25 protein-coding genes and 1 pseudogene are annotated in these 24554 nt (G+C 40.4%); 18 read left to right on the forward strand and 8 right to left on the reverse strand.

The features are described 5' to 3' along the window. Nucleotides 1-60 precede the first annotated feature (60 nt). From F9856_RS01720 to F9856_RS01735, 4 genes are all read right to left on the reverse strand, one after another. The gene (locus tag F9856_RS01720; protein WP_202105524.1) at nucleotides 61-843 is read right to left on the reverse strand and encodes an ABC transporter permease; all 783 of its coding nucleotides are present in this window, start codon (nucleotides 841-843) and stop codon (nucleotides 61-63) included. Nucleotide 844: 1 nt separating this feature from the next. Continuing rightward, complete coding sequence (locus tag F9856_RS01725; protein WP_024380162.1) at nucleotides 845-1624, reverse strand: ABC transporter permease; 780 nt, start codon at nucleotides 1622-1624, stop codon at nucleotides 845-847. Next, nucleotides 1617-2600, reverse strand: coding sequence for an ABC transporter ATP-binding protein (locus F9856_RS01730; RefSeq protein ID WP_202105525.1), 984 nt, complete (start codon nucleotides 2598-2600; stop codon nucleotides 1617-1619). Before F9856_RS01730 ends, F9856_RS01725 begins: the two co-directional genes overlap by 8 nt. An 83-nt stretch (nucleotides 2601-2683) precedes the next feature. Next, the gene (locus F9856_RS01735; protein ID WP_202105526.1) at nucleotides 2684-3217 is read right to left on the reverse strand and encodes a TetR/AcrR family transcriptional regulator; all 534 of its coding nucleotides are present in this window, start codon (nucleotides 3215-3217) and stop codon (nucleotides 2684-2686) included. Nucleotides 3218-3343: 126 nt separating this feature from the next. Here F9856_RS01735 and F9856_RS01740 point away from each other — a divergent pair, with 126 nt between their 5' ends. The 3 genes from F9856_RS01740 to F9856_RS01750 all read left to right on the forward strand — a co-directional run bounded on the left by F9856_RS01740 (nucleotide 3344) and on the right by F9856_RS01750 (nucleotide 8026). Beyond that, nucleotides 3344-5803 carry a YhgE/Pip domain-containing protein gene (locus tag F9856_RS01740; protein ID WP_202105527.1) on the forward strand — a complete coding sequence of 820 codons (2460 nt, stop codon included), beginning with the start codon at nucleotides 3344-3346 and terminating at the stop codon, nucleotides 5801-5803. Nucleotides 5804-5927: 124 nt separating this feature from the next. Continuing rightward, entirely contained in the window at nucleotides 5928-6821 is an 894-nt protein-coding gene (locus tag F9856_RS01745; protein ID WP_002941081.1) for an ABC transporter ATP-binding protein, read from the forward strand. Beyond that, nucleotides 6818-8026 (forward strand): ABC transporter permease, encoded by a 1209-nt coding sequence (locus tag F9856_RS01750; RefSeq protein ID WP_002941082.1) that lies wholly within the window; start codon nucleotides 6818-6820, stop codon nucleotides 8024-8026. Before F9856_RS01745 ends, F9856_RS01750 begins: the two co-directional genes overlap by 4 nt. 42 nt (nucleotides 8027-8068) lie before the next feature. On the opposite strand, the gene F9856_RS01755 is transcribed toward F9856_RS01750, so the two are convergent. Genes F9856_RS01755 through F9856_RS01765 form a run of 3 tightly spaced genes read right to left on the reverse strand, consistent with a single transcriptional unit; the run spans nucleotide 8069 to nucleotide 10192 of the window. Beyond that, complete coding sequence (locus F9856_RS01755; RefSeq protein ID WP_202105528.1) at nucleotides 8069-9127, reverse strand: DUF4097 family beta strand repeat-containing protein; 1059 nt, start codon at nucleotides 9125-9127, stop codon at nucleotides 8069-8071. After that, entirely contained in the window at nucleotides 9124-9879 is a 756-nt protein-coding gene (locus F9856_RS01760) for a DUF1700 domain-containing protein (RefSeq protein WP_202105529.1), read from the reverse strand. Before F9856_RS01760 ends, F9856_RS01755 begins: the two co-directional genes overlap by 4 nt. Beyond that, the gene (locus tag F9856_RS01765; RefSeq protein WP_002937550.1) at nucleotides 9866-10192 is read right to left on the reverse strand and encodes a PadR family transcriptional regulator; all 327 of its coding nucleotides are present in this window, start codon (nucleotides 10190-10192) and stop codon (nucleotides 9866-9868) included. Before F9856_RS01765 ends, F9856_RS01760 begins: the two co-directional genes overlap by 14 nt. 293 nt (nucleotides 10193-10485) lie before the next feature. On the opposite strand from F9856_RS01765, the gene F9856_RS01770 reads away from it, so the two are divergent. Next, nucleotides 10486-10866: a CidA/LrgA family protein gene (locus F9856_RS01770; protein WP_024397913.1), complete on the forward strand. Its 381-nt coding sequence runs from the start codon at nucleotides 10486-10488 to the stop codon at nucleotides 10864-10866. Then, entirely contained in the window at nucleotides 10859-11554 is a 696-nt protein-coding gene (locus tag F9856_RS01775; protein ID WP_002937552.1) for an LrgB family protein, read from the forward strand. Before F9856_RS01770 ends, F9856_RS01775 begins: the two co-directional genes overlap by 8 nt. Nucleotides 11555-11588: 34 nt before the next feature. Here F9856_RS01775 and F9856_RS01780 read toward each other — a convergent pair whose 3' ends face one another. Continuing rightward, on the reverse strand, nucleotides 11589-12389 hold the full coding sequence (locus tag F9856_RS01780) for a formate/nitrite transporter family protein (protein ID WP_202105530.1): 801 nt from the start codon (nucleotides 12387-12389) through the stop codon (nucleotides 11589-11591). Nucleotides 12390-12528: 139 nt separating this feature from the next. On the opposite strand from F9856_RS01780, the gene gla reads away from it, so the two are divergent. The 13 genes and pseudogenes from gla (at nucleotide 12529) to F9856_RS01845 (ending at nucleotide 24550) form a co-directional block, all read left to right on the forward strand. Beyond that, nucleotides 12529-13374 carry an aquaglyceroporin Gla gene (gla, locus tag F9856_RS01785; RefSeq protein ID WP_202105531.1) on the forward strand — a complete coding sequence of 282 codons (846 nt, stop codon included), beginning with the start codon at nucleotides 12529-12531 and terminating at the stop codon, nucleotides 13372-13374. A 131-nt stretch (nucleotides 13375-13505) separates the two neighbouring features. Further along, nucleotides 13506-13675: pseudogene (locus F9856_RS01790) on the forward strand (helicase HerA-like domain-containing protein); the annotation flags it as partial. A gap of 114 nt (nucleotides 13676-13789) precedes the next feature. After that, nucleotides 13790-14404: an NUDIX hydrolase gene (locus F9856_RS01795; RefSeq protein WP_002941111.1), complete on the forward strand. Its 615-nt coding sequence runs from the start codon at nucleotides 13790-13792 to the stop codon at nucleotides 14402-14404. A gap of 416 nt (nucleotides 14405-14820) precedes the next feature. Beyond that, entirely contained in the window at nucleotides 14821-15588 is a 768-nt protein-coding gene (locus tag F9856_RS01800; protein WP_202105532.1) for a DeoR/GlpR family DNA-binding transcription regulator, read from the forward strand. Nucleotides 15589-15794: 206 nt separating this feature from the next. Next, entirely contained in the window at nucleotides 15795-16217 is a 423-nt protein-coding gene (gene lacA, locus F9856_RS01805) for a galactose-6-phosphate isomerase subunit LacA (protein ID WP_002941127.1), read from the forward strand. A gap of 26 nt (nucleotides 16218-16243) precedes the next feature. Continuing rightward, complete coding sequence (gene lacB / locus F9856_RS01810) at nucleotides 16244-16759, forward strand: galactose-6-phosphate isomerase subunit LacB (protein WP_018031055.1); 516 nt, start codon at nucleotides 16244-16246, stop codon at nucleotides 16757-16759. A 9-nt stretch (nucleotides 16760-16768) separates the two neighbouring features. After that, nucleotides 16769-17701, forward strand: coding sequence for a tagatose-6-phosphate kinase (locus F9856_RS01815; protein WP_044681526.1), 933 nt, complete (start codon nucleotides 16769-16771; stop codon nucleotides 17699-17701). Nucleotide 17702: 1 nt separating this feature from the next. After that, nucleotides 17703-18692, forward strand: a complete 990-nt coding sequence (gene lacD / locus F9856_RS01820) for a tagatose-bisphosphate aldolase (RefSeq protein ID WP_202105533.1) — start codon at nucleotides 17703-17705, stop codon at nucleotides 18690-18692. Between the two features lie 176 nt (nucleotides 18693-18868). Continuing rightward, nucleotides 18869-19702 carry a PRD domain-containing protein gene (locus tag F9856_RS01825; protein WP_202105534.1) on the forward strand — a complete coding sequence of 278 codons (834 nt, stop codon included), beginning with the start codon at nucleotides 18869-18871 and terminating at the stop codon, nucleotides 19700-19702. A gap of 31 nt (nucleotides 19703-19733) precedes the next feature. Next, nucleotides 19734-20051 carry a PTS lactose/cellobiose transporter subunit IIA gene (locus tag F9856_RS01830; protein WP_003048451.1) on the forward strand — a complete coding sequence of 106 codons (318 nt, stop codon included), beginning with the start codon at nucleotides 19734-19736 and terminating at the stop codon, nucleotides 20049-20051. Next, a complete protein-coding gene (locus F9856_RS01835; RefSeq protein WP_202105535.1) occupies nucleotides 20051-21730 on the forward strand; it encodes a lactose-specific PTS transporter subunit EIIC in 1680 nt (559 codons plus the stop codon). Before F9856_RS01830 ends, F9856_RS01835 begins: the two co-directional genes overlap by 1 nt. 453 nt (nucleotides 21731-22183) lie before the next feature. Then, nucleotides 22184-23590 (forward strand): 6-phospho-beta-galactosidase, encoded by a 1407-nt coding sequence (gene lacG, locus F9856_RS01840; RefSeq protein ID WP_202105536.1) that lies wholly within the window; start codon nucleotides 22184-22186, stop codon nucleotides 23588-23590. Nucleotides 23591-23656: 66 nt separating this feature from the next. Further along, entirely contained in the window at nucleotides 23657-24550 is an 894-nt protein-coding gene (locus tag F9856_RS01845) for an aldose 1-epimerase family protein (RefSeq protein WP_202105537.1), read from the forward strand. Nucleotides 24551-24554: the final 4 nt, after the last annotated feature.

Raw genomic sequence — 24554 nt, forward strand, 5'->3', positions numbered from 1 at the left:
GTATTTTATAAGTATATAGAAAAAAGCTAGACCTCTCCGTCCAGAGAATTCTAGCTTTTTTTAATTTCCAACACTGGTGAATTTGGTCATACCATAGCGGAAGAGTTTGTAATTGATGGTAAATAAGACTAGGACAACCAGTGGCAGAGCCAGTCCCCACATAGACAGGTCTAAGAAGTAGAGGGCTGGGAAATAGGCTGTAAAAGCATAAGGGAAAACAAAAATCAGCAGGATTTGAATGATTTTTGGATAGATGTTGAGTGGGTATTGAGCCATCTGATTGAGGGCGAAAATTCCCATAGTCAAAGGAAATGATTCCACAATCCAAAATGCTAGAGCGGTTGGACCGAGTTGAATGGCTGCATAGAGTAGGCCGATACAAATGGCAATAAAGATGAGTAAGGCTAGTTTTACAAGACTCCATTCCATGCCTAGCTCATTTGAAGCCTGGACTAGTGCAAGGGAACCGATAAGCGTTGTTCCGATTCCTTGAGGTTGAATTCGTTCACAGATAAGTTGAAAAAGTGGGTTCACAGGCATGAGGAGGAGGCGTTCAAATTCGCCTTGTCGGATATAGCGACTACCAAACATCCAGAGATTGTCAAAGAATATCAAGTGAATGGAGCGTCCGACGGTAGCTATTCCATAGATGAAAAGCATTTGACCGTAGTTGAAACCAGCGATTTCCTTGATATTTCCAAAGAGGATGTTGAGGAAAATCAGGTAGACAATTTGTTCAATCAACGAGGAGAAAAGTCCGATGAAGAAGTCCACCCGAAAGGACATCTGGGCCATCATGTAGACCTTGATGTTATATAAATAGAGGCTGATATATTTCTTCATGTTAACCTCCAAAAATGACAATACGACGCTTGGCCTGAGACCAAAGAGCAGCGATGAAGAGAGCGAGGAATGGTATCCAGAGAACTTGCAATCCCAAAGCTCTTAGATCACTTTCCTGACCTAGTAAAATGGAAACAGGAACGTTAACCGCATAATTATAGGGAAGGAGTTTCAAAAAGTTTTCCACAGACTGTGGATAAAAACTGAGTGGCAAGAGTGCTCCAGAAGCCAAATTGAAAAGCCCCATCCGTAGGAGCATAACTCCCCAGGCATTGACCGTAAAAAATGCTAAGAAGCCAAAAGCCATATCCAGCAATTGAACGATAAACATCCCTAGAATCGAACTGACTAGAAAGAGCAAAATGGTCTGGCCGTCAGGCAGGTAGAAATCTTGATGAACAAGTAGAATACCGATAAATACGATGGCAAATTTTATCAGTTCCAAGAGTTTATTTCCAAGGTCCTTGAAAAAGAGGGCTAGGATAAAGGAATAGGGTCTGAGAAATTCTCCAGCAATGCTTCCTTTTAAAATGCTGTAGGATAAATCTTCTCCGAGCGAGAAGGAATTTAAACTGGCTAGTAGATTAGCAAAGATGATGTATGTAGTAAAGGTTTGCAGGGTAAAGCCATTGACTTCTGATTGAGTGAAGAAAATGGTTTTCCAGACATAGAGAGCTACCAAAATCTTCACTGCCAGAGAAACGAAAGTCGCTAGAAAGAAAGCCTTGTACTGCATGGCATTCATCATGGTCAGGCGGGTCATGTAGAGATATTTACGCATGGATACCCTCCTCATAAATTTGGCGGACCATGGTTTCAATTTCCAATTCCTTCATGGTGACATCTTCTACCGAATAATGATTAAAGATTTGCTCAATCACCTGGGCACTGGTCCAAAACTTACTTTGATAGTGGATTTCAAAATGAAAGTCATCTATTCGTTCAAATTCCCAGCCTTCTAGTTGCAAGTCTCTTTCAATCGGCTTTTCTGTGGAAAAGAGAATGGTCTTGACTGTGGAAAAGCGTTCTTTGAGGACGGTCAGAGAACCATCGTAGACCTTTTTGCCCTTATCAATGATAAAAATCCGCTCACAGAGGCTTTCGATGTCCTTCATATCATGGGAAGTAATCAAAAAGGTGGTCTGGTATTCTTGGTTCATATAGCGGATGAAGGAGCGAATGGTCTCCTTGACGCTGGCATCCAAACCGATGGTTGGCTCGTCCAAAAAGACAACGGCAGGCTGGTGGATAAAGATAGCCGCAAATTCACAACGAACCCGTTGACCGAGTGACAGATTACGGATTGGTTGCTTCATAATATCGGCCAAGTCCAATAAATCAATCAAGACAGCTAATCGCTCTTTGAATACCTTATCTGGAACATCATAAATTTTTGCATGAAGGATAAAAGATTCCTGGACAGGCAAGTTCCAATCCAAGTGAGATTTTTGTCCAAAGAGAACACCGATTTGCTTATTAACAGCCTTGCGATTTTCTTGCGGATTGAGTCCGTTGATTCGGACTGAGCCCTGGTCTGGGAAGAGGACTCCCGTCAGCATTTTGATAGTCGTAGATTTGCCAGAACCGTTGGAACCGATATAGCCGATGATTTCGCCTTTTTTGACCTGCAAGGAAATATCTTGGACGGCAGGAATTTTCTTTTTCTTGGGTTTGAAAAAGGCCTTAATAGAACCTTTGAGACCGACTTCCTTATCTATGATGGAATAGGTTTTTGATAGATGTTCAGCTTGAATCATTTCATCATCTCCTTTAAGAAAACGTTTGCACGATAAGACTATTATATCATATTTCTTAAGAGGGTGAAGGTAGAAAATAATGATTACGGTAACATTTTTATTAGAAAATCGGTCATATATTGAGGAGATTCTTGCTTCCCATTTTTAATCCATACCTGCATGATACCGAAGAAGGCATGTGAAAAATAGATGCTGCTGTATTCTTTTTCCAGTTGTGATAAATTCTCTTTTCCCAAACGCTCAGCTAAATCGTTTGCGATCAATAATCTAACTTTATTGATAAGAAAATTTTGGATTTCTTGAGTTCCGTTATGAGTTAGTAGGGCTGAGAGTAATTTTTCACGATAGAGCAATTCGAAAATTTCTAAAAATGATGATTGGCGATTGCCATCATAACGGTCAAATTTAGCCTCTAATTTGTGAAAAAGTCCCTGTTGATAGGAGTCAATCAATTCATATTTATCCTTATAATGGGTATAAAAACTAGAGCGACTAATTCCTGCTGTTTGAGCGAGGTGGGTGGTTGTAATTTCGTTAAACCCTTGAGTTTCTAGGCAAGTCACCATTGCTTCTAAAATGGCTTGACGAGTTTGTTCTTTCCGATTATCTGTTCCCATTTTGCTCCTTTTATACATTTTTAGACACATTGTCCAAAAAAACGATTCATATTACTTGATTTTGAAAATGATACTTGTATAATATATTTTATCAGTTTTTGGACAGGATGTCTAAAGGAGGTTCTTATGTCGGAAAAAGTAAAGAATTTTTTCAAAAAACCAATGACCTTGATCACCATTCTCGGTGTTTCCTGTGTCCCAGCCTTATATAACATTAGTTTCCTAACCTCTATGTGGGACCCTTACGGCCGACTAGACCAGTTGCCTGTAGCAGTTGTCAATCAAGACCAGTCGGCGAGCTTTCAAGATAAAACCCTTACCATTGGTGATGATATGGTGGATAATATGAAAGAGAGCAAGAGCCTGGATTTCCATTTTGTATCAGAAAAAGATGCGGAAAAAGGTTTGGAAGAAGGGGACTATTACATGGTCATCACCCTACCAGAAGATTTATCGGAAAAAGCATCCAGTCTCTTGACGGATCAGCCTGAGCCACTAACAATTTCTTACCAAACCTCTAAAGGTCACAGCTTTGTCGCTTCTAAGATGGGCGAATCAGCCATGGAAAAATTGAAAGCGTCTGTTTCAGAGACGATTACTGAAACATACACCTCGGCTGTTTTTGACAGCATGGGAGAGATTCAAAACGGCATGGTTAAGGCAGCAGATGGAAGTCAACAATTGACAGATGGAGCTAGTCAATTAGAAACCGGAAGTCAGACTCTATCATCAGGCTTATCTACCTTATCTTCATCAGGTCAATCACTGGTGACAGGAGCAAACCAATTGGCTACTGGAGTTGTGTCTTATACAGATGGAGTCAATCAGGCTGCTTCAGGAAGTCAAACACTTTCCAGTGGCTTAACAACCTACACAAATGGGGTAGCGAGTCTTGCTTCAGGTGCAGAGCAATTAAATGCCAATTCCTCTCAGCTCATCGCTGGGGTGGGACAATTGCAAACAGGAGCAAGTCAGGTCGAACAACTGGTAACAGGAGCCAATCAATTGCAGGCAGGCTTGGAGCAACTCGCTAGTTCAACTAGTTTGTCTGCTGAACAGTCTAGTCAGATACAGGCTTTATTGACAGGGCTTCCTCAGTTGCAGGCGGCCATCAACCAATTAAATGATAGCCTCTCAAGTATCGGAGGACTTGCAGTAGATACCTCTACTCTATCTAGCCTCTTGACAGAGATGGGGGCTCAAGCTCAAGGATTGTTGACTGCAGCCCAAGCTGATAAAACAGCCAGCATTGAAGCCTTGCAAGCAACGGCTACCTATCAAAACTTGACAGCTGATCAGCAAGCTGAATTGGTTGGTGCCCTTCAAAACTCACCTTCGACAACAATGACAGCAGCCCAAACGATTTTGGGCCAATTGTCTCAACTGAGTCAAGCCTTATCAAGCTTACAAAGTCTTTCTGGCATGGCAACACAAATGAGCCAGCTGCAATCAGCTGTCGGTCAGATCAACACGGCTGCCAATCAAGCATTGCCAGGTGCTACAACAGCTATTGAAAACCTATCAAGTGGCTTGAGTCAGGTCAATACCGCCTTGAACCAGCAAGTTCTACCAGGAACTCAAGCCTTGACGAGTGGTGTGAGTCAACTTCAAACACAATTATCAAGTGGAGCTAGTCAGCTTATGTCAGGGGTGACAGCCTATACCGCAGGTGTTGCCCAATTAGCAGAGGGTGGAGCTCAGTTGGTTGCGAATAATAGTAGCATCCAATCAGGAGGTAGCCAGTTAACATCAGGATTGGCAACCTTGGCATCCAACTCCAGTCAACTTGTCAGCGGTTCAGGACAACTGGCTTCTGGTAGTCAGCAATTGATTGCTGGTGCGGATCAATTAGCTAGTGGCGGTCAAACCTTGACAAGCGGTATTTCCAGTCTTCGTACAGGTAGTGAAACATTAACAAATTCACTCAGATCAGCCAGTCAACAACTATCAGTCATCTCTGTAGAAGACAAAAATGCACAAGCAGTTTCTCAACCAGTCACCTTGGAACACAGTGACCAAGATGATGTGAAGACCAACGGTGTCGGAATGGCTCCTTATATGGTATCTGTCGCACTAATGGTTGTAGCCTTATCAGCGAATGTTATTTTTGTCAAACACATTGATAATCGCTCCTACAAGAATCGTTGGGACTGGGCCAAAGGAAAACTCTTGCTCAATGGTATTATTGCCAGTCTAGCAGCAGTGATTTTGTACGGTGTTCTTCGCTTGATTGGAATTGATCCGGCTCATCCAATGGCAACCTTGGGATTAATCCTTTTAGCCTCTTGGACCTTCATGGCCCTCGTTACAGCCCTGGTGGGATGGAACAATCGTTTCGGATCCTTTGCCAGTTTAATTCTCTTGTTACTACAGCTTGGCTCAAGTGCAGGTACCTATCCAATCGAACTTAGCCCACGCTTCTTCCAAGTCATTCAGCCTTATCTTCCAATGACCTATTCTGTTTCAGGTCTTCGTCAAACCATTTCTATGGTTGGAAATAGTAGTCATCAAGTTTGGATGCTGAGCCTCTTCTTAGTAGGTTTTATGGGATTAGGTCTCATGATGTATCGACCGACAGAGGACTAGTTTCTTTTGGATAATAGCAGAGCAGGTTTCCTGTTCTGTTATTTTTTGCTTTTTTTTACATGTATCATTTACAATGACAACAAAAAGGTGTACAATAAAAGCAATCAATTCTAAGGAGGTTGAGATGTTAGAAGTTCGTCACTTGTGCAAAAGTTACGGAAGCAAGGAAGTCTTGAAGGACATTTCCTTCACTATTCCGTCTGGAACCATTTGTGGTCTAGTCGGGAAAAATGGAGCAGGGAAAACCACCTTCTTCCATTCCTTACTCCGCTTTGTCACATACGAGGGTGAGATTATCCTGGACCAGCAGGCAGTCACACCAGCTTTGTTCCAAAAAATCGGCTACCTGCCAGAAGAGCGAAGTCTGATGCCCAAGCTCAGCGTCTTTGAGCAGGTGCGGTATCTGGCTAGTCTTAAGGGGATGACCAGCAAGGAGGTGGCGGAAAAGCTGCCACTCTGGATGAAAAAACTTGAGGTCAAGGGCAAGATGACCGATAAGATCAAGAGTCTGTCCAAGGGGAATCAGCAGAAGGTGCAGTTGATTGTCACCCTGATTCATGAGCCAGACCTGATTATCCTGGACGAGCCTTTTTCTGGGCTGGATCCTGTCAATACGGCCTTGCTCAAGCGTGTGATTTTGGAGGAAAAGGAGCGGGGAGCGACCTTGATTTTCTCTGACCACGTTATGACCAATGTGGAGGAACTGTGCGATCAACTGCTGATGATTCAGGACGGACAGCTGGTGCTCAACGGAGGCATTCAGGAAATCCGTCGCCAGTTTGGTCGGACCCGCCTCTTTATCTCGTCCGACGTGGCACGGGAACGCCTGGAAGGTCTGCCCCATGTGCTGTCTGTTCAGATGACCAATCAGGACAAGTGGCGGTTGGTCTTGGACGACGAAGCTGCTGGACCAGAACTCTTCCAGCTCATCAGCGGAGGAAGCTATCTGGCGACCTTTGACCAGCAAGCTCCGACAATCGATGAAATCTTCAAAATCAAATCGGGGGTGGCAGAATGAACTCATTATTTCTAGTTGCGAAGGAAACCTATCTCCGTCAGGTCAAGTCTTGGTCCTTTGTCTTTATGGTCTTTGCTCCTTTTATTATGATTTTCTTTTCATTGGGAATCGGTTATCTGACGGGGTCTAGCATGGACCAAGGTGGTCAGGAGATTGCCCTGATTAGTCAAGAGGCGTCTGTTCAGTCGGCCTTTGAGGACTTGGACGGGCTAACCTCAGACTACACCGATGAAGAAGCAGCTAAAAAAGCTCTCGAGGACGAGGACTTGTTGGGCTATTTGATCGTAACCGTAAGCGACGGTCAGCTCTCAGCCGTTTATCATGGAAATGAACTGCCAAGTATAGAAACAGAAACGGCTATCCAGCAGACTCTGGCAGAGCTTCAGGACCAGTTGAACAAGGAAGATGCCCAGCTGACCAGTCAGCAAGAGGCGACACTGGCTCGCACCCCAGCTTATCAGGTCCAGTTGGTTGAGAACAAGGGCTATGAGAAGATTGGGAAATTTATTCTCTTCTTTGCCTTGATTTTCCTCCTCTACGTTCTGACTATGATTTATGCTTCGACAACTGCTCAGGAAGTGGCCAGTGAGAAGGGGACCAAGATTATGGAGGTTATCTTCTCTAGTGTACCGGCTTCGACCTATTTCTACGGCCGGATTCTAGGGATTTTCATGGTCATTGCCACTCACTTGGGCATCTATGCTCTTGGCGGTGTGGGCAGTTACCAGTTTGCCAGTCTAGCCCTGCTCACTATGCAGGACAATCCCATTGCTCAGGCTGTTTTGGGCGGATTTGACTGGTTTATTCTCTTTTTCTCCCTCTTTGGTCTGGTCCTGATTGTTGTCATTGCGGCCCTCTGTGGCTCCTTGGTGGTCCGTCAGGAAGATGTCAATAAGGCCGTCCAGCCAGTCATGTACCCTATTATTATTGGCTTTATCGGGGCAATGACCTTGGGTCAGCAGGCTCAGGAGTCTATCTTACTCAAAATCGGCTCCTATGTGCCACTGTTATCGACCTTCTTCATGCCAATTCGTATCATCAACGGCTGGGCAAATGGTCTGGAAGCAGGGCTTTCCCTCCTTATCCTCATTGCCAGCACAGTAGCAGCGATCTACTTTATCGGAAAATCCTATGCGGGCTTGATTCTGCAAACAGATGATATCGGTCTTTGGAAAAGCTTGAAAAAAGGTCTATCTAGTAAATAAATGAAGAAACCAGCCTAGGAAACTAAGCTGGTTTTATCATTCTTATTTTGGTGTCCCTAAATTGATTGTCGCATTGGTGGCTTCAATGGTCAGTTTGTTCTTGCTACCTTTGTTTTCTAGGGTTAGGGTCTGTAGATCGTTTTCTGTCTTGACAGGGTATTTGGTGTACTTATCGCTAGTGAAAATACCGACTTCCCCTAGTCGCTCTTTTAAGTAAGGGTCTTGGTTAACCATCTCTCCCAAATCATTCCCATCTTCATAGTAGTAACCTTGGGCTTCTACTAATTTTTTCTTGTCGATTTGGTTGGTGATGAGCAAGTTGCTATCTGCCAGACTCTTATCCGTCACATCCAAAAATGTTGTAGAAGAATAGGTGTCGGACGGGGTGAAGCGATTGTCGTCAAGAAGGGTCACTTGCTTGCTATCCAGTTGGCTATAGCCCTCGATGGTCACATTTTCCAAACTGGTTTCAGATAAGCGGATGCTACTTTCGTGGAGGTCGATGTGCATATCTTTTAGAGTGGATTGTGTCGCTTGGAAGTAGCCTGCTTCGATCTGGCCGCTGTCAATGGTCACCTTGTCGAGATCGACACCACCAGACAGATTTGCCTCTTTGATATGGATATTCTCAATCGTGAAACCGCCAAAATCATAGAAGTGGAGATTGTGTCCCTCTAATTTATCCAGTGTCTTCCCTTTAGGCACTTCAATGGTGACGGAGAAGACATTGATACGACGTTGGGCCAACCTTTCTCCAAGATACTGCATAATTCCTTCGATAGCAAAAGATTCTTGTTGTGAAGAAAGGGTCAAAGTGCCCTCTTTTTCTGCTAGTTTTAAGGGGGATTGCATATTGTTGTCGGAGTTGGCATAGGTCACATGGTAGTTGCTATCGCTAGACTCCTTGATATAGACGCTGTGGGGGATAAAGTCAATTTTAATGGTATTCAAATCTGTGAAGGTCTTATGAACTTCCGTCGGAGCAGCAACCTCTTCCAAGCGGGTTACGCCTCCTGTGAAAAATCCAATGCCAGCTAGAATTAAGCCTGCAATCAGGCTGACAAAGCCGAAAATAATGGCCATGGTTAGTTTCTTTTTCATGCTCGTTTACCTCGTTTCAAGATCCATTTGAAGCAAGCCTTGACCAAGCGCCAAGACCAGTAGGCAAAAAATCCAGTCAAGATGTAGATGAGAATAGCTCCGCCAATCAAAGACAAACCTGAGCCAAAGCCCATAAGGAAGATGTTGAATCCTTCTGACATGAGGCTAAAGGCTTCCCAAATCAGATAGCCACCGCTAGTGAGAAGTCCGACACCCAAAGCAAAAGCTCCGACAATGAGGGCCAAGATGAGCGCCACCAATCCCAATAGACTAGCTAGGAGAATGAGCAAAAGTGGAATGGCGATAGGCAGGGAAATGACAGCTAGGATAGCCAACCATAGCGTTCGTTTTGTTTGGCTAAAATTACGGAAGTAGCGACCGAGGAAAAAGGCGCCGAGGATAAGAGTCGCAAACAGAGGAATGACTCCGATAAACTCTCCCATGATAAAGAGTAGGAAGAAAGAGAAGAGACCTGTCATACTTAAGGCTCCCAGACCAACCCAGAGTTTCCAGTTGAGTTGAACAGGTTCTTGTTGATCCTTCTCCTCCTGGATTTGCTTGTTGAGCATGTTGTTAATGAGTTCGCTGGCAGCTTCTTTTGGTGAACCAAGTTCTTCTATAATTTCTGTTTCACGCTCTGGTCCAGCCTCGTCAAAATACTCATTAAAGAAGCTGATGGCTTCAAAGTATTCTTTGTGGGGCAGTTTTTTGAGATATTTTTCTAACTGCTCCATGTACTCAGTTCTTGTCATGGCGGACGCTCCCTTCTATGATGCCGTTTATCGTGTTTGTATAGGTATCCCAGTCATCTTTGAGTCGGACCAATTCTTCGTGACCTAACTGAGTTAGGCTATAATACTTGCGCATACGACCCTGATATTCTTGAGAATAAGTAGTCAAAAAGTCATTTTGCTCCAATCGTTTTAGGATGGGATAGAGGGCGGACTCCTTGATGTTGGCAATTAATTTAATGGTCTGACAGATTTCATAGCCATAAGAATCATCGGATTCCAAAATAGCCATGATGAGAAATTCTGTCAGCACTGCGGGGACTGGAAAATGCATAGGACGCTCCTTTCCTTTGTTGTTGGTTGGGTTTAGTTTTGATATATAGTGTTCAATTGTATATATCAAATCTTGTTATATATTAAATATACACCTACAGAAATAAATTGTCAAGTGATTATGTGCAAAATAAATAAAATAGCTTAGGACAAATTTTTAAGGTGTAAACGTTTTATAGCCTTGAAAAATAATTTCAGAGTAGTAAACTTAATAACAGTACTAACATTAAGGGATTTTCTGGACTAAAAGAGAATGACCTCAGATGGATTAGTAGTATTTAAGGTGGTGTAAAGATGAAACTATATGTTCAGTTTATGATTATTCTAGTATTTTCATTTTTAGGGGAAGCTATTTCGACTATTTTTCATCTTCCTATTCCGGGAAGTATTATTGGCTTAATCCTCCTATTTTTAGCCCTAGAGTTCAAATTGATTCGTCTTCGCCACATTCATACGGTTGGAAATTTTTTGCTGGCTAATATGACCATTCTTTTTTTGCCTGCAGCGGTGGGCATTATGGAGAGATTTGATGCAATTAAAGATTATTTACTTCCCATTATCATCGTCATTTTAGGCGCCATTTTTTTAAATATCTTAGTAATTGGTTTTGTTGTTCAATTTGTGAAGCAAAAGTTTGAAGGTGACTATATTGATACGGAGGGAAATCATGACTGAACTTTTTTCAAATCCTATTTTTGGTATTATGTTATCAATTGCAGCATATTTAATTGGAATGCTGATTTATCGGAGATTTCCTCACCCAATCACAACCCCACTGTTGGTAGCTACAGGATTGATTATTGTCTTTTTAAAAATGACAGGTATCTCCTATAAGGAATATTATGCAGGAGGTTCCTATCTAAATATGCTTATTGTGCCTTCAACAGTAGCTCTGGGTATTCCTTTGTATCGTTCTTTCCATCTAATGAAACATCACATTCGAAGTATTTTATTGGGAATTTTTGTTGCTTGCATTGTCAATACTGTCTTTACTGCCCTAATTGCAAAATGGTTTGGAATGGATTTTTTTCTAGCAATCTCTCTTTTTCCAAAATCTGTCACCACTGCTATGGCTGTTGGTATTACTGATAAAATGCAAGGAATAGCAACAGTTACTCTAGTAGTCGTTGTTGCAACAGGGATTCTGACAAGTGTTCTTGGTCCGGTCTTTTTAAAGCTACTAAAAATTGAAGACCCGGTAGCTGTTGGTCTTGCTTTGGGAGGAACAGGACATGCCATTGGAACGGGTACAGCGATAAAATATGGGCATACGCAAGGGGCGATGGCTGGCTTAGCTATTGGGATTACAGGAATTATGTATGTGGTGATTAGTCCTATAGTTGCGCAGATTATCTTACAATAAAAAAACTACGGTAGGAATTCCAACCGTAGTTTTTTTAGTCTACATAAAGTCTGGATTGATTATTCAACCAACTATAAAGAAGTCCGATAAAGAGACCGCCCCCCACGTAGTTTCCTAATCCAGAAAAGAGGAAATTGCTTAGTACACTTAATAAAGTCATTCCCTCAACTGGTCCACCATTTGCAAAAAAGGCCAGGGAGAAGAGTGAAAAGTTCGCAATGACGTGCTCATATCCCAAGAAAGCAAAGATAAAGATGATGAAAATAACGGAAATGAGACGTCCGGCATCATCTTTGATGCGTAAGAAGGTAAATACGCCGATATTCACGACAATATTAGCAAAAATCCCTTCAATAAATTGAGTCAAAGGTGTCTTTGAAAGCTTGGCCACCGTTGCTTCAAATAGGTAGCTGTGAGCATCAACGTGATGATAAGGCAGTGTCAATGAAACCAAGTAACAAACAAGGACAGCACCGACAAAGTTGAAAAGGATACAGGTTGCCAACATCTTGAGGGCTATTTTAGTAGGAATCGTTTTTCGATGGCTGGCTACTGTCATATACATCATGTTGGATGTTCCTAGTTCGGCATTCATATATAAAATCATGAGTAGCCCCCAACCAAACATCAACCCATAGCTAAATTTCCCGAGTCCTTCTGCGACATGGTTGAGTTTGTCTGCTGTATAAAGAGAAATGACAATCCCCAATCCTAAATAAAGACTAGCAAGTATCGATCGTACAGCGTAGGCAGAAAAACTGTGTTCAAATAAATCTGCTTTTTTCTGGATACTCTTTTCAAGTGTGTACATTAAAGTCTCTTGGTTAGCTCCCATCCTAATCTCCTTACTGAATCTACTACTTTTTTGAGTAAACGTTTTCTTTTTGTCGAATGGCTTTACTTTGTTTATTATACTTGATAAAATGGTTGTTGTCCAAAAAAATTTAACTTTTGAAAGGAAATATAAGAAAAATATGGATGTTACATGGACAGTGAAATATATCACTGAATTTTTAGCGACTGCACTCCTTATTATCATTGGTAATGGTACAGTTGCAAACGTTGATTTAAAAGGTACAAAAGGAAACAACTCTGGTTGGATTCTCATTGCGATTGGCTATGGTTTGGCAGTTATGATGCCAGCATTGATGTTTGGTAACGTTTCTGGTAACCATATCAACCCAGCCTTTACACTTGGTTTGGCTGTTTCAGGTCTCTTCCCTTGGGCTCACGTTGCTCAATACATTGTTGCGCAATTGTTAGGTGCAATGTTTGGTCAGTTAGTGGTTGTAGCAGTATACAAACCTTACTTCTTGAAAACTGAAAATTCTAACCATATTCTTGGTTCATTCTCAACTATCAGTGCACTTGATAACGGAACGAAAGAAAGCCGTAAAGCTGCAACTATTAATGGCTTCTTAAATGAGTTCGCTGGTTCATTTGTATTGTTCTTCGGAGCACTTGCTTTGACTAAGAATTTCTTTGGTGCAGAGCTTGTTGGTAAAATCATTGAACAAGGCTATGACAAGACAGTCGCTGAGACAATGACTGCTCCATATACTTCAGGTTCAATTGCAGTTGCTCACTTAGGCATTGGTTTCCTAGTTATGGCCTTGGTAGCCTGTGTCGGTGGTCCAACTGGTCCAGCTCTTAACCCTGCTCGTGACCTTGGTCCGCGTCTTCTTCACCACTTCCTGCCAAAAACAGTACTTGGTGAATCAAAATCTGATTCAAAATGGTGGTATGCTTGGGTGCCAGTGGTTGCTCCAATCCTCGCATCAATTGCCGCTGTTGCACTATTCAAATTCTTGTATCTTTAATAGTGAACCCGATTCGTCGGGTTTTTCTTTTTTGTTTTATGGATATTGAGGTGATTCGGTTGTCTGCTCTGCTATTTTCCTAAAAGTTATGCTACAGTAAAGCTAGAAAAAATCGGAAAAGAGGCTAGAATATGTCAGATGTTATTGCTTTTGGTTATGGAAGCAGTCGAGTGGAGATGCAGCTCAAGCGGCTTAACCGCCATGGAATTATCGCAGGTGCGACAGGTACAGGGAAGACAGTGACCTTAAAGGTCTAGAGCAGTTGAGTGATGCGGGAATCCCTATTCTTATACTGTCTGTACCTCGGTTCCGGGTATGAAAGCAAATTCGTTCGGCTATATCTAGACAAAGTTCTTGCCAGATGCCACAAAATTCGTTAAAATAAGCATAAATCACTAGTTAGTAAGGAGTTGCCATGACTGATCAATTGCAGGCATTATTGAAAGACTATCAGCCCCAGCCATTGGGTGAAAAACGTTCTTATGCAGTCTTCTTGCCCTTAGTCTGGTCAGACAATCAGTGGCAGGTCTTATATGAGATTCGGAGCGAGTCCATTTCTCAACCGGGAGAAGTTTCCTTTCCAGGTGGTGGAATTGATGATGGGGAGACAGCAGAAGAAGCAGCCATTCGTGAGGTTATTGAAGAACTTGACATTCAACAGGAACAAATTGAGTTGCTGGGAGAAATCGATTATCTCGTTTTCGGTCGCTCAACGATTCGCTGTTTTGTCGGTCGACTTCACTTGGACTGGCAGACCCTTCAACCCAATGATGAAGTGGCTCGATTCTTTACAGTTCCACTAGAAACCTTGTTGAAAACGTCCCCTGTCTATTATCAACTGGATTCACAGATTGTCCCAGATTGTGACTTTCCCTTTGAACGTTTGAGAGGTGGGGTTGACTATCCTTTCAGTCATCACAAACGCTCCGTTCCATTTTATGAAAATCTACCAGAAAATATCTGGGGAATGACCGCCCAATTTACCCATCGTTTTACGGAAATCATAAATCAAAAAACTTCGCCCAGATGAGCGAAGTTAAAGTCAAGCCAATAACAAGACCTGCAATTTTTCCGTTGCCCTTTTTGTTCATAAAAATCTTAGAGGAGATTATGTATTAGCCAATGTGGAAAATAGAAGTATAAAAAATGTTGATGAATCTAAAAAAATTCAGTTTAAAGATAATGAGATTTTATTTAATAAGCAAGATATAAAGTAAATAATGTAACAATGCAAATTTTAGATAGTAATGCTGATGTAGTTGGAGAATACACCAAACAAGGAGTTATTGTATTTAAAAATGATTCCCAAAATGAAAGTCATTATATTCTGAAGTCTTCTCGTTTATACAAAAATACAACTAAAAAATAATATTGAACAAATGTTCAAATTTCCAACATATTCTTGTTTATTTTTGATATAATGTAAAAAACAACAAAGGATTAAACATGAATAAACGAGAACGACTAGAAGAAATTACACGATTGGTAAACAAAAAAGGCACAGTTCGAATTTCTGAGATTGTTGAATTGCTAAATGTTACTGATATGACTGTTCGACGTGATTTTATTGAATTGGAAGAGCGAGGTGTCTTAACAAAAATTCATGGCGGTGCTAGAAGTAATAAGGCTTTTCAATATCGGGAATATTCCCATTCTGAGAAACACATTCAGAATAAGGAAGCCAAGCAAGAGATAGCGGAAAGGGCTGCACAACTGATAGAAGATGGAGACACGGTATTTTTAGGTCCAGGAACAACAGTGGCCTTTCTGGCCGAGGCCATTAAAAATCCTCGCCTAACAGTCATCACAAACTGTATGCCTGTTTTTACCATCCTATCTCAAAAGAAGACCGAGGAGTTTCAAGTCTTTCTCTTGGGGGGAGAATATCGCCAAGTGACAGAATCTTTTGTAGGAGAAATTACCAATACAAGTTTAGAAAAAATGCGATTCAGCAAGATTTTCTTTTCAGGTAACGGACTTAAGGGAACTGATGTCATGACCTCTACCCTAGCTGAAGCCTATACGCAAAATATTGCCATTAAACATTCGTTAGAAAAATATCTACTGCTAGATGCCTCGAAAATTGGAAAAGATGATTTTACTTCCTTTTGTGATTTGAATGATGTAACCGCTCTAGTGACAGATGTGAATGCAAAGGATGAAAATTACCAATTATTACGTAAGCACATCGAAATTATCACTACAAAATCATAAAGTTATCAAAACCAACAGTGAAATGTTGGTTTTTTTGTTTTCATACGAAAAAAACAAACAAAAACAAAACAAAATGTGTTGACTTTATGTTTGTTTGGTTGTATAATTTAAACATAAAAAGCGAAAACGCTTTTTCTAAGTTTTGCAAAACAAAGATTTTCTGCCAAATATGGCTACAACTTTCTATTTTTGTTAGGAGATAGGTTATGACAATCATTATCGGTGCTGATCCAGCGGGTTCAAAACTAAAAGACGTTATTAAAGATTATTTGCTAGAAAAATCATATGACTTTAAAGATGTCAGTGATGGAAGTGATTTTGTTGATACAACTTTGGCAGTAGTTGCAGAAGTTAATCAAGAGGAAGGAAATCTTGGCATTGTGATTGATGCTTATGGTGTTGGTCCATTTATGACCGCAACTAAAGTCAAAGGCATGATCGCTGCAGAAGTTTCAGACGAACGTTCTGCCTATATGACAAGAGGACACAACAATTCGCGTATTATTACAATCGGTAGTGAGATTGTAGGAGAAGGAATTGCTAAAAATATCGTTAAAGGATTTGTTGAAGGTGAGTATGATGGTGGCCGTCACCAAATTCGTGTCGATATGCTAAATAAAATGTGCTAATTGTTGTAAACAAAGGAGAATAAGAGATGAAAATTGCAATCGGTTGTGACCACATTGTAACCTATGAAAAAATCGCTGTGGTAGATTATTTGAAAAATCAAGGATATGAAGTATTGGACTTTGGGACTTATGACAATGTTCGTACTCATTACCCAATCTTTGGTAAAAAAGTTGGTGAAGCTGTTGCAAGCGGACAAGCAGATTTGGGAATTTGTATTTGTGGAACAGGTGTTGGAATCAACAATGCTGTAAACAAGGTACCTGGTGTTCGATCAGCCCTGGTTCGTGATATGACCTCTGCACTCTATGCAAAAGAAGAGTTAAATGCCAACGTCATTGGTTTTGGAGGAAAGATTACGGGCGAGCTGCTCATGTGCGACATCATTGAAGCCTTTATTAAAGCAGAATACAAACCAACTGAAGAAAACAAACGCTTAATTGAAAAGATTGCTGCAGTTGAAACGCTCAATCAAGAGCAAGCTAATCCAGAGTTCTTTACAGAATTTCTTGAAAAGTGGGATCGTGGAGAATACCACGACTAGGAGGCTCACATGATTTTGACAATCACTTTAAATCCGTCGGTTGATATTGCCTATCAATTGGATACCTTTCATTTGGATACGGTCAATCGAGTTGAAAAAGTTCAAAAAACAGCTGGAGGTAAGGGGCTCAATGTCACACGAGTTTTGAAACAAATTGGTGAAGATGTTGTAGCAACAGGCTTTATTGGCGGCGAGATTGGAAGTTATGTAAAGAAACAACTCACTCGAAATGATATTAAAAATTCCTTTGTGGAAATTGGGAATGAAACACGTAATTGCATTGCGGTCCTTCATGATGGCAAACAGACGGAGATTTTAGAACAAGGACCAACTATTCAAGAACATGAAGCTTTGAATTTTATTGAACACCTTGAAATTACTCTGAACAATGTAGATGTAGTTGTCATTTCAGGAAGTTTGCCTAAGGGACTTGCTAGCAATTATTATGTTGAGATTGTAGAACTTTGTAAAAAATTCGGTGTAGCTGTTGTTTTGGATTGTTCTGGTGAGGCGCTGAAAAACGTCTTAGAAAGCCAGCAGAAGCCGACAGTTATTAAGCCGAATACAGAGGAGTTATCACAACTGATTGGTAAAGAAGTTACTGATGATATTCAAGAGTTGAAATCAGTTTTGTCTGGTCAACTTTTCCAAGGAATTGATTGGATAGTCGTCTCATTAGGGGCACAGGGGGCTTTTGCCAAGCACAATGACAAGTTCTATCGTGTCAGAATTCCAAAAATAAAAGTCGTCAATCCAGTAGGATCAGGAGATTCAACTGTTGCAGGTATTGCAGCTAGTTTGGTACATGCCTTACCTGATACAGAATTACTTAAAAAGGCTAATGTTTTGGGCATGCTAAATGCCCAGGAAGAACAGACAGGTTATGTCAATTTAGAAAATGCAGAATCGTTGTATTCTCAAATCGAAGTCGAAGAGGTATAATATGGTAGTAACAGCAGATAAAAGAAAATACATGGAAAAAGTAAGCAATGAAGCAGGTATTATTTCAGCTTTAGCTTTTGACCAACGTGGAGCCCTGAAAAAAATGATGGCAAAACATCAGATAGAAGAACCTACTGTGGAGCAGATGGAAGAACTAAAGAAACTAGTTTCAGAGGAATTAACACAGTTTTCTTCCTCAATTCTGTTAGACCCTGAATTTGGTTTGCCAGCATCACGCGCCCGTGACGAACAGTGCGGTTTGCTTTTGGCTTATGAAAAAACTGGCTATGACACCAGCTCTACCAGTCGTTTGCCAGATTGCCTGGTAGAATGGTCTGTCAAACGACTAAAAGAAGAGGGGGCAGATGCCATTAAGTTTCTACTCTACTATGACGTTGATGGTGATCCATACGTTAATCTTCAAAAACATGCCTATATTGAACGTTTAGGTTCAGAATGTCAGGCAGAAGGTTTGCCATTCTTCTTGGAGATTTTGAGCTATGATGAGACGATTGAGGACAATGCTAGCGTTGAGTTTGCTAAAGTTAAACCTAGAAAAGTAAATGAAGCCATGAAAGTCTTTTCGGCTGAGCGTTTTGGAGTAGATGTTCTTAAGGTAGAAGTACCTGTGAACATGAATTTTGTAGAAGGCTTTGGAACAGGGGAAGTCGTTTATACAAAAGAAGAAGCAGCCGAATATTTCCGTCAACAAGAAGCATCAACTCATTTGCCATACATTTATCTTAGTGCAGGTGTTTCTGCAAAACTCTTCCAAGATACTCTAGTATTTGCACATGAAGCAGGTGCTAAGTTTAATGGTGTTCTCTGCGGTCGTGCAACATGGGCAGGTGTTGTGCCAGTCTATATTGAACAAGGAGAAGAAGCAGCACGTGAATGGTTACGAACTGTTGGTCGTGAAAATATTGAGGGACTTGATGCAGTCTTGTCTCAAACTGCAACATCCTGGGTAGAAAAATTTTATAAAAAATAACCATTTTTCTTAAAGAAAGGGTTTACATTTTCTGAGAATATGCTATAATAATCTCATCAGCAAGAATAGAGTGGATTGTAACTAATTCGATTAGGCAAGACTACAAATGGATTTGAGAGTAGGATATTCTCGGTTTGTTTGTAGTCTTTTTTTGCTTAAAAATATAGGAGGAATATATGTTTAGGATTATACAGTCACTAAATAATAACGCTGCTCTGGTAAAAAATGAACATGGGGAACAGGCAGTCGTGATGGGCTTAGGTATAACCTTTCAAAAGAAAAAGGGAGATTTAATTGTTAAGGATAAGATAGAGAATATCTTTTCGCTAAAAAATGATGAGGCCAAAGAAAATTTTCTAACCTTATTAAAAGATATTCCCTTAGATTTTATTTCTGCAACCTACACGGTTATCAATCATCTCGTAGCAACCTATCATTATCCTGTACAAGAATATCTCTATGTGACACTGACAGATCATATCTATTGTGCATATCAGGCGGTTTTGAAGAATACTTATCAAGAAAGTAAGCTACCCAATATTTCAGCCGAATATCCATTGGAATATAAAATGGCGCGTGAAGCCTTAGCTATGTTTCGTGAAAAGTTGCTAAAAGAGCTTCCGAATGATGAGATTGGTAGAATTGCACTTCACTTAATTAATGCAAAGGGTGAAACCATTCATCCCACAAGTGAAGAACAGGACATCAGCAAAAAAATTATAACAGATGTTGAACAAATCTTGACGGAGAATGGGATTAAACGCTCAAAAGAAAATAGTAATTTTTATGATCGCTTTATGATCCATTTGTCCTATTTTCTGAATTACTTAGATAGATCTCATCAGTCAAATGAATCAATTGCTAGTTTGGAACAGCATATCAAGCTCCAGAATCCAAGAGCTTACCTGATTGGAAGTCAGATTTTTGAGATGATCACAACATTGGTTGATGAACCTGTAAATGACAGTGAAAGGTTCTATATTGTACTACATATTCAACGGTTATTGTAAATCAATTCAATTTTAAAAGGAGGTTCATATTATGAACAGAGAAGAAATTACGTTATTAGGTTTTGAGATTGTTGCGTTCGCTGGTGATGCTCGTTCTCGTTTGATGGAGGCACTGGCTGCTGCTCAAAAAGGTGATTATGCAAAAGCAGAAGAACTAGTTGAAGCTGCCAATGCTTGTATTGTTGAAGCACATCATGCTCAGACTAGCTTGTTGCAAAAAGAAGCGGCTGGTGAGGATTTAGCCTTTAGTGTGACGCTCATGCATGGTCAAGACCATCTCATGACAACATTGTTATTGAAAGACATGATGAGTCATATGATTGAACTGTACAAACGAGGTGATAAGTAATGAATAAATTGATTGAATTTATTGAGAAAGGGAAGCCTTTCTTTGAAAAGATTTCGAGAAACCCTTATTTAAGGGCTATCCGTGATGGTTTTATCGCAGCCATGCCAGTTATCTTATTCTCAAGTATCTTCCTATTGGTAGCTTTCGTGCCGAATATCTTTGGATTTACTTGGTCTGATGAAGCGGTTGCGGCCATCATGAAACCTTACGGTTATACAATGGGGATTGTAGCTGTCCTAGTTGCAGGAACGACCGCAAAATCTTTGACAGACGCTTTTAACCGTCAATTGCCAAAAACCAATCAAATCAACTTCATTTCAACCATGATCGCCTCAATTTCAGGTTTCCTATTACTGGCTTCTGATGGTATTGAAGGTGGGTTTGCCAATGGTTACATGGGAACTAAGGGACTTTTGACAGCCTTTCTAGCAGCTTTCATTACGGTTAATATCTATAAGGTCTGTGTGAAAAACAATGTCACCATTCGTATGCCAGATGAAGTTCCACCGAACGTATCCCAGGCATTTAAAGACGTAATTCCATATGCATTGTCTATCTTTGTCTTGTATGGAATCGATCTTGTAACACGTCAATTCCTTGGAACAAACGTTGCTGAGGCTATTCTGAAATTATTTGAGCCATTATTCACAGCAGCAGATGGTTATGTGGGTATTACCATTATCTTTGGTGCCTATGCCTTGTTCTGGTTTGTAGGGATTCATGGTCCATCAATTGTTGAGCCAGCAATTGCAGCCATTACTTATGCCAATATTGAAACCAATTTCCAGCTTCTACAGGCGGGTCAACACGCTGACAAAATCCTGACTTCAGGTACTCAAATGTTTATCGTGACAATGGGTGGTACAGGTGCTACCTTGGTTGTGCCATTCATGTTTATGTGGTTGACTAAGTCTAAACGAAACAAAGCAATTGGACGTGCTTCAGTTGTTCCAACATTCTTTGGTGTAAATGAACCAATCTTGTTTGGTGCACCACTCGTACTCAACCCAGTATTCTTTGTTCCATTTATTTTAGCTCCAATTGTTAACGTATGGATTTTCAAATTCTTTGTTGATACGCTAAAAATGAACAGTTTCAGCGTCAACTTACCATGGACAACTCCAGGACCATTGGGGATTGTCATGGGAACAAACTTTGCTCCACTTGCCTTTGCACTAGCTGCCTTGTTGGTCGTTGTCGATGTACTTATCTATTATCCATTCTTGAAAGTTTACGATGAGCAAATTCTTGCTGAGGAACAATCAGGTAAAGTTGAAAATAGCTTGAAAGAGAAAGTGGCAGCTAACTTCAATACTGCTAAGGCGGATGCTATCCTTGAAAAAGCTGCAGTCGATGCCGAGATTTCTGAACAAACAAACGTTCTGGTACTTTGTGCAGGAGGCGGTACAAGTGGATTGCTTGCCAACGCTTTAACTAAAGCCGCCAAAGAATACGGCGTTCCAGTCACAGCGACAGCAGGAAGCTATGGTGCTCACCGTGAGATTTTACCAGAATATCAATTAGTCATCCTTGCACCTCAAGTAGCATCGAACTACGATGATATGAAGCAAGAAACCGATGCATTGGGCATTAAACTCGCCAAAACTGAAGGGGCTCAATACATTAAACTCACACGTGATGGTCAAGGTGCTCTTGACTTTGTTAAACAACAGTTCTAGAACCTGTATTCACGGTTCAGCACTTCCATCTAAGGCTAGTTTTTCAGCTACTCATCGTTAGTTTTTTTCAAAATACAGTCAGTATTCCCTCAAAAAACTGCCTTGATTAGCGAAAAACTATCTCTTATATACAAGCACTTCACTTGTGAATACAGGTTCTTAATCAAAAGGGGAGGGAGTTATAAATCTCCAACTCCTCCCCTTTTATCGTCATTTGGTTTATCTTTTATTACTTCGACGTAAGAGGAAACTCCGTTTCCTTATTTCCCACTTCAAACACTCCACTGGATTGTTTGAACTCGCTTTGCCGTACTCTACGAACGTTACTTACTGTCGTAAGTACGATTTCCAACCTTCAACAGTCCGCTGAACTATTGAAGCAGCCTGCATCTCGTTGCCTAGTACTAAAAGCAAACCAAAAGACTTTAGTTTTATATAGAAGAAGGTAGGCATATGGTTAAAACATTACCAAAAGATTTTATATTTGGTGGAGCAACTGCTGCATATCAAGCAGAGGGTGCCACAAAGACAGATGGAAAAGGTCGTGTTGCATGGGATAAGTATCTAGAAGATAATTACTGGTACACTGCGGAACCAGCTTCTGATTTTTATAATCGTTATCCAGTTGATTTAGAACTAAGTGAACAATTTGGGGTAAACGGCATTCGTATTTCAATTGCGTGGTCTCGTATCTTCCCAACAGGCTTTGGAGAAGTGAATCCAAAGGGAGTAGAGTTTTACCATAAATTATTTGCGGAATGCCATAAACGTCACGTAGAACCATTTGTAACGCTTCACCATTTTGATACACCAGAAACGCTACATTCTAATGGTGACTTTCTAAATCGAGATAACATTGAACACTTTGTCAATTATGCAGCATTTTGCTTCAAAGAATTCCCTGAAGTTAATTACTGGACAACCTTTAATGAAATCGGCCCAATTGGTGACGGTCAGTATCTTGTTGGGAAGTTCCCACCAGGTATTCAGTATGACTTAGCTAAAGTATTCCAATCTCATCACAATATGATGGTTTCACATGCCAAGGCTGTTAAGCTCTACAAGGATGCTGGTTATAGCGGAGAAATTGGTGTTGTACATGCATTGCCAACGAAATATCCTTATGATCCAACCAATCCAGAAGATGTCCGTGCAGCGGAACTTGAAGATATTATTCACAATAAATTTATCCTAGATGCAACATACTTGGGTTACTATTCTGAAAAGACTCTTGAAGGTGTTCGCCATATTCTGAAAGTAAATGGTGGGGAATTAGACCTTCGTGATGAAGACTTCGCTGCCTTAGATGCTGCAAAAGATTTGAACGACTTCTTGGGCATCAATTACTATATGAGTGATTGGATGAGAGCATATGATGGAGAAACGGAAATCATCCATAATGGTAAAGGTGAAAAGGGAAGTTCTAAGTATCAAATCAAAGGAGTTGGTCGTAGAGAGTCCCCAGTTGATATTCCAAAAACGGACTGGGATTGGATTATCTATCCGCAAGGTCTTTATGATCAAATCATGCGTGTAAAAAATGACTATCCAAACTATAAGAAAATCTACATCACTGAAAATGGTCTAGGCTATAAAGATGAATTTGTAGATGGTACAGTCTATGACGATGGTCGAATTGATTATGTGAAAAAGCATTTAGAAGTGATTTCAGATGCTATCTCAGATGGTGCCAATGTTAAAGGTTATTTCATCTGGTCCTTGATGGATGTATTTTCTTGGTCAAATGGATACGAGAAACGATATGGTTTGTTTTATGTTGACTTTGAGACCCAAGAACGTTATCCGAAGAAAAGTGCTTATTGGTATAAAAAAGTAGCAGAAACACAGGTTATTGAATAAAAAAGTAATACAAGGATGCCTAGCTCAAGTTAGCATCCTTGTTTTCATATAAGGGAGGCAGTTTTTATGCTCGAATTAAAAAATGAGAACTTAACAGTACAATTTTCTGAATTTGGTGGGCAAATTATTTCTATTAAAGATAAGGATGGTATCGAATATCTTTGGCAAGGCGATCCGACCTATTGGAGCGGTCAAGCACCAGTTCTATTTCCGATTTGTGGAAGTTTACGAAATGATTGGGCTATCTATGAACCTGCAGAAAGACCGACATTTACAGGCACAATTCCAAGGCATGGACTTGTGAGAAAAATGATCTTCAAAAATGTAAATAGTACAGAGAACTCTTTGGAATTTTCTATTTCATCAAATGAAGAAACCGTAAAAAATTACCCTTTTGAATTTGAACTTTCCATTAACTACTCACTACTTGGCAATACAATTCGAACTGAATATCGGGTGAAAAACCTTGAGGGACATAGAAAGCTACCTTACTTTATTGGGGGTCACCCAGGTTTTAATTGTCCCTTGTTGGATGGTGAGAGTTATGAAGACTATTATTTAGAATTTGAAAAAGTAGAATCTTGTACAGTACCTAGAAGTTTTCCAGAAACTGGCTTACTTGATCTGCGAGACCGCCGGCCATTCTTGGAAAATCAAAAGACCTTGGACTTGTCCTATCAATTGTTTGAGTATGATGCCATCACATTGGATCAATTAGCATCACGAAAGGTAACCTTGAAATCAAAAAATCATCAGAAAAAACTTTCGATTTCATTTGAAGATTTTCCGTATTTAGTGATTTGGTCAACTACAAATAAGAGTCCCTTTATCGCATTAGAACCATGGAGCGGACTCTCTACTTCATTGGAAGAATCTGATATTTTCAATGCCAAACGAAGTATTAGCTATGTTGCTCCAAAAGAGGTTGATAAAAAACATTTTGATATTATTATTGAGTAACCTT

It is taken from the genome of Streptococcus suis (genome assembly GCF_016743335.1).
GTDB classification, from domain to species: domain Bacteria; phylum Bacillota; class Bacilli; order Lactobacillales; family Streptococcaceae; genus Streptococcus; species Streptococcus suis_Y.